This window comes from Streptomyces candidus (genome assembly GCF_014207445.1).
In the GTDB taxonomy this organism is placed as follows: Bacteria; Actinomycetota; Actinomycetes; order Streptomycetales; family Streptomycetaceae; genus Streptomyces; species Streptomyces candidus.
On sequence record NZ_JACHEM010000016.1, the window covers coordinates 133585 to 143379 of the forward strand.

Annotated in this window: 8 protein-coding genes and 1 pseudogene; 5 read left to right on the forward strand and 4 right to left on the reverse strand. The window is 68.7% G+C overall.

The window, feature by feature from the left end:
* Positions 1-155: 155 nt before the first annotated feature.
* The 3 genes from HNQ79_RS27230 to HNQ79_RS27240 all read left to right on the forward strand — a co-directional run bounded on the left by HNQ79_RS27230 (position 156) and on the right by HNQ79_RS27240 (position 2946).
* Entirely contained in the window at positions 156-740 is a 585-nt protein-coding gene (locus tag HNQ79_RS27230; protein ID WP_185035508.1) for a TetR/AcrR family transcriptional regulator, read from the forward strand.
* A 78-nt stretch (positions 741-818) separates the two neighbouring features.
* On the forward strand, positions 819-2153 hold the full coding sequence (locus HNQ79_RS27235) for an MFS transporter (protein ID WP_185035509.1): 1335 nt from the start codon (positions 819-821) through the stop codon (positions 2151-2153).
* Positions 2154-2187: 34 nt separating this feature from the next.
* Positions 2188-2946, forward strand: coding sequence for an SDR family NAD(P)-dependent oxidoreductase (locus tag HNQ79_RS27240; protein ID WP_185035510.1), 759 nt, complete (start codon positions 2188-2190; stop codon positions 2944-2946).
* 291 nt (positions 2947-3237) lie between these two features.
* Here HNQ79_RS27240 and HNQ79_RS34595 read toward each other — a convergent pair whose 3' ends face one another.
* Positions 3238-3552 carry a YdeI/OmpD-associated family protein gene (locus HNQ79_RS34595; protein ID WP_308437331.1) on the reverse strand — a complete coding sequence of 105 codons (315 nt, stop codon included), beginning with the start codon at positions 3550-3552 and terminating at the stop codon, positions 3238-3240.
* Positions 3553-4082, reverse strand: a pseudogene (locus HNQ79_RS35010) (YdeI/OmpD-associated family protein); the annotation flags it as partial.
* Here HNQ79_RS35010 and HNQ79_RS27250 point away from each other — a divergent pair.
* Positions 4062-4595 (forward strand): nucleotidyltransferase domain-containing protein, encoded by a 534-nt coding sequence (locus HNQ79_RS27250; RefSeq protein ID WP_185035511.1) that lies wholly within the window; start codon positions 4062-4064, stop codon positions 4593-4595. The pseudogene HNQ79_RS35010 and the gene HNQ79_RS27250 sit on opposite strands and share 21 nt — an antisense overlap.
* A gap of 62 nt (positions 4596-4657) precedes the next feature.
* On the opposite strand, the gene HNQ79_RS27255 is transcribed toward HNQ79_RS27250, so the two are convergent.
* Positions 4658-5632, reverse strand: coding sequence for a helix-turn-helix transcriptional regulator (locus HNQ79_RS27255; RefSeq protein ID WP_185035512.1), 975 nt, complete (start codon positions 5630-5632; stop codon positions 4658-4660).
* A gap of 1726 nt (positions 5633-7358) precedes the next feature.
* On the opposite strand from HNQ79_RS27255, the gene HNQ79_RS27260 reads away from it, so the two are divergent.
* On the forward strand, positions 7359-7970 hold the full coding sequence (locus HNQ79_RS27260) for a MarR family winged helix-turn-helix transcriptional regulator (protein ID WP_229923448.1): 612 nt from the start codon (positions 7359-7361) through the stop codon (positions 7968-7970).
* A 1498-nt stretch (positions 7971-9468) separates the two neighbouring features.
* Here HNQ79_RS27260 and HNQ79_RS34050 read toward each other — a convergent pair.
* On the reverse strand, positions 9469-9603 hold the full coding sequence (locus HNQ79_RS34050; protein WP_260421809.1) for a hypothetical protein: 135 nt from the start codon (positions 9601-9603) through the stop codon (positions 9469-9471).
* Positions 9604-9795 lie beyond the last annotated feature (192 nt).

Genomic DNA, 9795 nt, shown 5'->3' on the forward strand with positions numbered 1-9795 from the left:
AACCGGTTAAGTTTAGTTGCCTCGGGGCTTCCGCACGAAGACACCAGTCACCCGAAATCGACGCCGCCCCGCCCACTAACCCGCTCCTTCCGCAAGATCGACAACCGGCGCTCGATTATTGACCGACCGGTCCAGATACGACTATGGTCCTCCACATGGCCAGGACCAAGGAATTCGATCCGGACGCCGTGCTGCAGTCGGCCCTTGAGCTGTTCTGGCGGCGCGGCTACGAAGCTACGTCGGTGACCGATCTCGTCGAGCACCTCGGCATCGGGCGCGCCAGCATCTACGCGACCTTCGGCAGCAAGCACGAGTTGTACCTGAAGGCCATGGACCGGTACGCGGAGATGCGCGACCCGCTCCTCCTGGCCGAGCTGTCCCAACCCGGCCCCGCGCTGCCCGCCGTACGAACGGTGGTGCGCCGCTTCGCCGCGGAAGCCGCGTCCCCGGAAGGGCGACTGAACGGCTGTTTCGTCACCAATACTGCGGCGGAACTGGCCCCCCACGACCCCGCAGCGGCCCGCCGGGTCGAGATCAGCTGGGAGCACGTCGAGACTCCACTGCACTCCGCACTCGTGCGGGCCCAGGCCCAGGGCGAGCTTCCCGAGGACCGCGATCCGCGCGCGCTGGCCCGCATGCTGCTCGTCCTGCTGCAGGGCGTGCGAATCGTCGGCAAGGCGTCGAGCGATCCCGCCCGCGTGCGGGACGCGGCCGAACAGGCGCTGGCCCTGCTGGACTGAGGCAGGCCCGCTGGAGCGGTCGCGCCTGCTTCTGCACGCCCAAATTATGGACCGATCAGTCCAATATCAGGGGAACCAATGACCGCCACGGGCACCGCCCGCGCCACCGCCATGCAGCACCGACGCGCCTTCATCCTGCTCGGCAGTGTCCAGGCCACGCTGATCTTCACGCTCGCCGCGATAGCCATACCGCTGCCCCACCTCGCTCGCGAATTCGACCTCCAACGCGCCGACTTGATCCTGCTTAGCGCGGCCTACGGTTTGACCTTCGCCGGGCTACTGCTCTTCGGCGGCCGCTACGGCGGGCGACGCGCCCTCACCGCGGGCCTTGCCCTCTTCGCCGTCGCCTCGGCCGCCGTCCCGCTCGCCCCCCATACCGCGGCACTTCTCGCGGCGCGCTTCGCGCAGGGCGCGGGCGCGGCCCTCGTCGCGCCGGCCGCCATGGCCGTACTGCGCGGCCTCTTCCCCTCCCCCACCGCATTCGGCAGGGCGATGGCCACCTGGGGTGGGCTCTCGGTGCTCGGCGCGACCGCGGGCAACCTGCTCTCCGGCGTCATCTCGGCGCTGCTCTCCTGGCGTTGGACGTTCGCGGTACCCCTCGCGGTGGCGATCACCGCCCTCGCCCTCACGCGCCGACTGCTGCCGGACACAGCCCTGAACCGGGACAGGCCTCTCGACCTGACAGGTGCTCTGCTCGCCACCGTCGGGATCACCCTCGCCAGTTACGGGCTCGTCGTCACCGACGCCCACCCCTGGTCGTCGGCCCACGTGCTCGTGCCCCTGCTGGGCGGGATCACACTGCTTGCCGCATTCTGGTGCGCAGAGCACCGGGTCCACGATCCCCTACTGCCACCCCGCTTTCTGCTCGACCGGCGGCGGGCCCTGGCCTTGACGGTCACCGCGCTGAGCGCCTGTGGGACCGCGATGACCTTCGTGGTCCTCTCACTCCACCTCCAGCAGGCGCGCGACTGGTCACAGTTGCAGACCTCGGCCGCCTTCGTGCCGTTCGCCGTCGCACTCATCGCTTCGGGCCGGGCGACAGGGCCGCTCATCGGCCGGTACGGGGCCGGGGCCGTCACGACCGCTGGGCTGGGCACGGGCGCGACCGGGCTCGCCCTCCTCGCGTGGACCGGGCTCGATGCGCACACCTGGTACGCGTACGGACTGCTGCCGGGTCTTGTGCTCCTGTCGGCCGGCGCCGCGGCCTCCTTCGCCGGAGCCGCCGTGCTCGCCACCGCAGAGGTACCGCAGCGACAGACCGGGCTTGCCGGTGGCGTGCTGAACACTGCGATGGAATTCGGCCCCACCGCCCTCTTCGCCGGCCTGCTCACGCTCGGCAGCGACGCCTCGTCCCTGGCCGTGGCGGGAGCCGCCCTCGCCGTCGCGGCCCTCCTGACCCACCGCACCAAGTAGTCCCCCGCTCACCCCCACCCAAAGGAGTCACCGAATGAACCGCTTCACCGGCAAGAGCGTCCTCGTCACCGGCGCAGGATCCGGGCTCGGCCGCGCGATCGCGCTTGCCTTCGCCGCCGAAGGCGCATCCGTGGTCGCCGCAGGACGCACCGCGGCCTCCCTGGACGAGACGGTCGGTCTCATCGAAACCGACGGCGGCACGGCCACCGCTGTCACTGCCGACGTCACCGAATCCGGCCAGCTGCAAAACCTTGTGCACGAGAGCGTCATCCGCTTCGGCGGACTGGACATCGCGGTCAACAACGCCGGGATACTCCGCGCCACCGTACCCGTCGGCGAGGTGAGCGAGGAGGACTGGGACATGGTCCTGCGGACCAATGTCACCGGCGTGTGGCTGGCCATGAAGCACGAGATCGCCCACATGAAGGAGAACGGCGGCGGCACCATCGTCAATATCTCCTCCAACCTTGGCACCCACCTGCGGATCCCGAACGCCGCCGCGTACATCACCTCGAAGGCGGCGGTCTCCGCGCTGACCCGCGCCGCCGCTCTCGACCACATCCACCAGGGCGTCCGCATCAACGCGGTCAGCCCCGGCGCCTCCGCCGCTCCCATGTCGCTGCGACCGGGCGAGACCGAGGCCGACCGTGCCGAGCGGGTGAAGTCGGAAAACCCGCTGGGCAGAGTCGCGGAGGCCGAGGAAGTGGCAGCCGCGGTGCTCTACCTCGCCTCGCCCGTTGCCGGCGCGGTCGTCGGGGCCGACCTGGTCATCGACAGTGGGTCTTCGGCCTGACCGTTCGTGGTTGCGTGGCCCTCTCCCTCAAGTTGAGGTTGACAGTGTGGCCGAGTTCCCACAGCGAGGGGCTCGGCTCCCCAGCCCCGGCACGGACCGGCGAGTCACGCCGGGGCTGCAGCCATCGCCCCCCTGCGGCCTGCGGGGCTGTAGTCCGGAACGAGACGGCTGTACATCTCCGGACGGCTGTTCATCTCCCGCACGAACCAGCCATACGGATCTACGTGGCGCCAGTGGTACGAGAGCAGGGCCGAAGACGCCTCCCGCACGCACGCCTCTGCCCCCGCCGTGTCACTCCCCCGCTCCCCCACCGGTCAACGCCCGGAGGATGCCCGCCAGCCGCGCTTCCCTGGCGCCGGGGGTGAGCGACTGGAGGAGCGGAAGGATCAGCTGGTACCGCTCAGACCTGCCGAGCGCTTCGTAGGCCTTCCTCGCGACTGGGTCGGCGTCGAGCGCCGCCACCAGGTCCGGCGGTGCGGCCGCTGTCCGCTGCGACTCGTACGCCTTCGTCCACCTGCCGTCCTCCTGCGCCCTGCGCACCTCGATTAGGCCGGGTTCCCGCATGCGGCCCGCGGCGATCAGCACGGCGACCTTGTCCACGTTCACCTGCGACCACAGGCTCCGCGGGCGACGCGGTACATACTTCTGGAGGTAGTACTGCGCGTCCAGGAACGGCGCTGTCCGGAGATCCAGCCGTAGCACAGCCCGATGTCCACCAGCTCGTCGTCGCCCACCGAGGGAATGCCGGACTTCTTCTTCGCCACCTTGACCCAAATGCCCTGTTGCAGCGTGTAGTTGCTTGCCAACCAGCTCTCGAAGGCCGGACCGTCCGCGAAGGTCATGACCTCGACGCCGTCGATGGGCGCCCGCTTCCCCGGCTCGTTGTTCATGCGGTTCAGGCTAGCCGGGCACGGTCGTGCTGTTCTTGGAGCTCGGGCCAACTCACCTTTGGGCGAACCACGTTGATTCCAGTCCCGCCTGGGGCCCCCGACCGCCGCCTCAAGGCCCCAACCATCAGGAGGAAGTGACTCGGTCTTCGCGCCCTCGGCGTCCCGGCTACCCAGGCGTCGCAATTCGCTGCTGCGAGGGGCAGTGGCCGCGTAGCCTGCACTGCTGTGGACAGTGAGCGCGCTCATCGACAGCTTCGCCTGATCGCGGAGACCGTGCAGACGGCCGAGGCTTTGGGCGCCGAAGTGTGGCTTCGCGGCGGATGGGCCATGGACTTCTTCCTCGGCACCGTTTCGCGGGACCACGAGGACATCGACTGGTTCGCCTGGTCCGACGACGCCCCTGCGCTGGCTGGAGCCCTCCTTCTGCACGGCTGGCGGCGCGTCCCGGGGCCGCCGCCGGATGGGCAACTCGACCTCGTGAAAGGCGGTTTGGAGAGCAGCCTCACTCTCGTGGACCGCGACGGGGCCAGCCGTGTGGTGGTCGCCGGTGGCCCTTGGGCCGGTACGCCCTGGCCCGAAGGCATGCTCGATGGCGAGTCGGGGCGCATCGCGGGTGTCCGGTGCGCGATCGTGAGCCCGCGAGTCCAGATCGAGATCAAACGGATGATGCCCGTCTGGGACCCCTCCCGGCCTCGACGACCCAAGGATGCCGAGGACATCGCACGGCTGGAAGCGGCCCTCCAGGCCCGGGAACCTTGATCCGAGCAGGGCGTCGGCGGCGGCCGCCCCCGACGCTCGCTGCTACGCCGGGGCTCCCCCGCTCAGGGGGACGCTTCGTAACGGGAGGCGACGGCAGCAGCCCGCTCGCGCAGGGCGGTGCGCAGCCAGGGCGGAGCCAGGGCCTCCGCGCTCGTGGCGAGCTGCCACAGCGCCCACTCGGCGTGCCTGGCGTCCTGGAAGGTCACCTCCATCCGCAACCACCCGTCGGCATCGCTCTCTTCAGTGAGGACGGCCAGCGCGGTGCCCACCAGTTCCTCGCGACGTGCCGGTATCACCCGTACTCGCACGGTGACTTGGGCGCCGCCTGCTCGGAACTGCGTGCTGCGTTCCTGCCAGGCCAGGCCCAGATCGACCCGGGCCGGCCGCTCTGCGGGTTCGGCGAGTTCCTCGGCGGCCAGGATCCGGGACAGTCGGTACGTACGGTCGGCACCGGACCGTGTGGCAAGCAGGTAGCCCTGCTCGCGTACGGTGACCAGTCCGATCGGATCCACGGTGCGCCACGTCGGCACCCGGTCCACCGCCGCGTACCGGAGGCGCAGCTTGTGTCCGGCGAACACCGCGCGCCGAACTTCGGCCACGACCGCGTCGGGCGCTTCCTGGATGTCCTGCCGACGGGAGAGGAGGTCGGTCTCCGGGTCGATGAGCAAACGCTCGGCTACCCCGGCCGCGGCGTCCCGATGATTTTGGGGCAGCGCATCGACCACCTTGAGCATGGCGGAGGCGAGCGCCGAGCCGAGACCGAACGCCTGTGTGCCGCGCCGCGATCCGGCAATCAGCAGCGCGAGGGCCTCGTCGTGGTTGAGCCCGGTGAGCTCGGTCCGGAAACCGGGCAGCAACGCGAACCCGCCGTGCCTACCACGCTCGGCGTGCACCGGCACTCCAGCGGCGGACAGCGCCTCGATGTCCCGCAGCACGGTACGGGTGGAGACTTCCAGCTCCCGGGCCAGTGCGGTCGCGGACAGCCGACCTCGCTGGCGCAGCAACAGAACCATGGCGACCAACCGGTCGGCGCGCATAGGAATTCTCCCAAGGAGCAGGTGACTTGGAGTGTCACACAACGGGGGCACTCCGACGGCACCCGAGGTGCCGGTCACATCCGAAGTGTCGGTCGATCGATGTGCGGGCGTCCCGCGGGGTCCTGCCACGACAGAGGCCTGGACCTGTAAGCAGTCCTCCCCCGTTACGACCGGCGACCAGTGCGCCGCCGTCAACGTCGTTGATGCCGTCAGCGTCGTTCGCCCCGGACTCGAGCCAGGACGAGGAAGCGGCCGCCACGCCACTTGCTCGCCGGACCCTGCGCTCCGTGGACAGACCTCCAGCTGGCCGCTCTGATCTCGGCGAGGCTGTCCTGCTGTCCTTGCTTCCGCTGTTTCCGGCTCAGTAGCCGTCGTCGACCGTCAAAAGTCCTGCGCCGAGGGGCCGAAAACGCACAGACGCCTCCCTGAGGGCCTCTTCCGTCCCGGAAGGTCCCATCACACCGGGGGTTACCTGTTCGGGCCTCTGAGGGGCCATTCTGCCGGTCGATTTTTGCGGTGATGCGAGAACAATTTCCGTTTAGAGAGATTTACGGCTTGTGGACGGCCCGGGCGCGACGGGCTCGGCGCTGACGCAGTCCGGTCGGACGTCCGACTCAGGTAACGGCTGTACAAGCCGCCTTAAGTCACCCCGCTTGCCGCGCGATCCTTCATGATGGTTCCCCCGAGGCCGTCCGGCCGTGCCCCCGAATGAGGAACAACGCTCACAAGGCCCTCGCCAGCGAATTCGGGTAGCTGGGCGTCCGGGGGTCCGGGCAGCTGCCTCGGCCTGTCGGGCTTCAGCGCACAGCACCCTCTCGACCGAAGCGCCTCGGTGCCGAGCGGTTCGGTAGCGGAACTGATGTCGTCGATCGCGCCGTCCGCCCCTATAGCCGGACCTGCGGGGGCGGGAGCTGACGCTGTTGTCCGCGGACAACAAACTCGGCCGACTCGTCTTCCTACCGAGTTGTCAAACCTCCCCGGCACTCCCCCGACGGCGAGTCCGTACGGCCGTCTTTCGTACGCACTCTGGGTCGCAGGGGCCAGTAGACGTGTTGTCCGCGGACAACGGTGTGCCGATGTTGTCCGCGGACAACACGGTTCAGTGCCACGGTCGGCGATTGCCCTCCCGCCATGTGTTGTCCGCGGACAACAGTCGCGGACTACTCACAGCATGCGTTGTCCGCGGACAACACACTTCCCCACCTTGACGCCGCCCCCGTTCGCCTCGGTTGTGGTCGGGCACTTCGCCCGCGCCCCGCTGTCCGAAGCCCGGAGTCCAGCCCGGAGTCCGGTGTTGTCCGCGGACAACACCCTCCAATACCGGCACTCAGCAGATTCGTTTCGAGGTTGGCCCGGAAGCGACGGCCGTACGAAGCCAGTTCTGCGGGAGCGGATGTCTCGAAGTCGGTGTTACCGCCCGCGTTGTTGATCAGCACATCGAGATGCTCGGGAAGCCCTGTGAGGAGACGGACGAGTGCCTGCGGATCCGTGTGGTCGCACGGAACCGCTCGGACACGGTCGTACTGTCCGGCCACACCTCGTCGAGAGCCTTCAGCCGTCGGCTTATCACCACAACGGCGTCGCCCTCCGACGCGAAGTACTCGGCGATTGCCCGTCCGATGCCCGTACCGCCCCGGTGTCGAGGATGGTGCGAGACAGGCGATGCCTCCCAACGTGTACATTCAGCTCTAAATTTAGAACTAAACGCAAACAGGGGAGAGCTACCTTGGCAAGAGAGCAGAAGACTCAGAGCAAGGACGGGACGTACCCGACCGATGGCGTATCCAGCTACCCGGTACGGGACGTCGCTGCCGCCTGGGAACGAGAACGCCCGGGGACACCTGTCTCCTCGATCGGCATCGTCACTCCGATCTGGCGTCTCGCGAAACTCCTTGGCGACGATCGCCGGCGGATCCTTGCCCAAGCCGAAGTGGACGCGGCCACTCTCGACCTGCTCAGTGTGTTGCGCCGAAGCGGCCCCCCGTACACGCTCAGCACTCGGGAGCTGAGCCGACGCTCACTGGTCACCGCCGGGGCTGTGTCACAACGCGTCGCCCGAGCCGAACGCGAAGGGCTCGTCACTCGTCGCCCTGGCGAAGGACGGCCCCGCAGCGTGCAGGTGATGCTGACACCGACCGGTCACGATCTGGTGGAAAGGACAGTGGACCAAGTCCTGGGCCGGGAAGCCCAGCTGATCAGCAGCTTGAACACCGCGCAGCAAGCCCAGCTTGCCGAGCTGCTCCAAGCCCTCCTCCGGGACGTTCAATACCGCCTGGACGACCACCCGATCACCCACGTCGGAGACGAAGGACACGGCGCGGAGGGTCAACCTGCGTGAGCGAGGCGATTCTGTTGTTGTCCGCGGACAACAGAGTCAGAGGGCTGAGCGGTCCAGTCATGTTGTCCGCGGACAACAGATTCAGTCGAGCAGGCCGGGCTCGGTACGGCCGGTACGGCCGGGCCGCGCTCGGTACGACCTCAGCGTTGTCCGCGGACAACACATCCGGGTACTCCGAGGCTTGCCCCGGTGTTGTCCGCGGACAACACAATGCGGGCTGCTCCCGGTTCCTCTCCGCGATCCGGGCGGATTTGTTGTCCGCGGACAACGCGGCTTGTGTTGTCCGCGGACAACGGATGTCCCTTTTCTCTGGTATCCCAGTGGACGATGAGATGCCTGGTCTCCGGCTGCCCTTCCTCCGCCGAAGGACAGCCCGCCTCTGCTTAAGCTGCCGAAGGACAGCCCGCCTCTGCCCAAGCGCGGCGACTCGGACTGGCTCGTTGGCATGCTGGCAGAGCCGAGGCCGCAGCCGGAGTTGGAGCCGAGGCCGGAGCGGATAGTTCGGCAAGAGCCGGGCAGTCGCGACTGGCTTCGGCTGCTCCTGGCTCTGGCCGCCCGCTCTCCACGGGTCGCCTTCCCTGACAACGCTCACTCGCTAGGACTGCGGCGGCAGCACTCATCATGCTGATGACGATAGGCATCTCGCCGAGGTACAGCCGTGCCTCGTCGACCCTCAGGCAGCAGGCCCGACTGGGGTCTCTCCGACAGGATGACTGTGCGGCGCCGGATCGCTGAACTCCACATTTTCCGAGCGCCCACTTGGCGCCCGGTGCTCGGTAGCGAAAGGCCCTTAGCCCAGACTCGACTCCCCGTGTTGTCCGCGGACAACACGTTCAGCCCGTACGAGCGCCACCCTGCTGTTGTCCGCGGACAACACCTTTCCCTCGCGGGCCCCAAGTCGCCGTCCGATGGAAGCGCCAGCCCACGGCCGGGACCGCTCGCGCGGGGGAGTGGATCGCCGCTCAGGACTGAAAACAGGGCGAGGCAACGGCGGTGCGTTGTTGTCCACGGACAACAACTTCGGCGACACACAGGTACCGCACCCGTCGCGGCGAGCAAAGCAGACCTCGCCGCCCGCCCACGAACTGCGCGCGCCGCGTCGCACTAGTACCGCGCCACCGGGTTTGGGTGCGCGGACCGCCAGCTGAGGGCCCGCCCACGTGGCGAGAGGCTCCCGTAGCCCAGGGCCCGGATCTGCTTGTCGTTGGGTGTCTTCGTTGGGCGTCTTCACGAAGGCGGCCGTCGCAGTCCGTGCGCTTCCGCGAGCGGTCTGGCGGCCACCTCGCGTCCGGTCCATTTCCGGGCTGTCGCGCCAGTTCTCGGTGCCTGCACTGGGCCGATACCCAGCACCGGTGTCACGGCGCCCGCGAACGCGGGCTCTGCATGAAGTTGGCCGGCCCGCAACTTGGCGGGCAGGTCGAATGTGGTCAACTCAACGCGAAGGGGCGCGTCCCAGCGTGGAGCCAGGGCGCGCCCCTTCGGCGGGCTGTCCGGTGCGTTACATGTGGTCGTGCAATTCCTCTACCAGGGCGACGAGTTCGTCATGCGCGAGGCCGGCCGCAAGCGTGCGTGCCTGTGCCTCCGGTGTCGCGCCGAGCTTCTGCACGAGGCTCCGAGCACCGGTGTCGGTCACACGGCCAGCGGATTCGGAGGCCGCCGACTCAGAGGCGCCAGCGTCAACGACAGCGTCGGGGGTGTTTTGCGCGGGCAACAAACCCCCCCGCCCCGCCCCCGCCCTCCGCACCGCGGACGCAGGAGCAATAACCCACCCACGGGCCCAAACCGACGCAGGGGCGGGGCCCGACGCAGGCGCGGGCCCCGACGC

Bases quoted from the DNA above. Each gene is read 5' to 3' on its own strand.
- HNQ79_RS27230 (WP_185035508.1), top strand. From the start codon at position 156: ATGGCCAGGACCAAGGAATTCGATCCGGACGCCGTGCTGCAGTCGGCC.
- HNQ79_RS27255 (WP_185035512.1), bottom strand. From the start codon at position 5,632: ATGCGCGCCGACCGGTTGGTCGCCATGGTTCTGTTGCTGCGCCAGCGA.
- HNQ79_RS27235 (WP_185035509.1), top strand. From the start codon at position 819: ATGACCGCCACGGGCACCGCCCGCGCCACCGCCATGCAGCACCGACGC.
- HNQ79_RS27240 (WP_185035510.1), top strand. From the start codon at position 2,188: ATGAACCGCTTCACCGGCAAGAGCGTCCTCGTCACCGGCGCAGGATCC.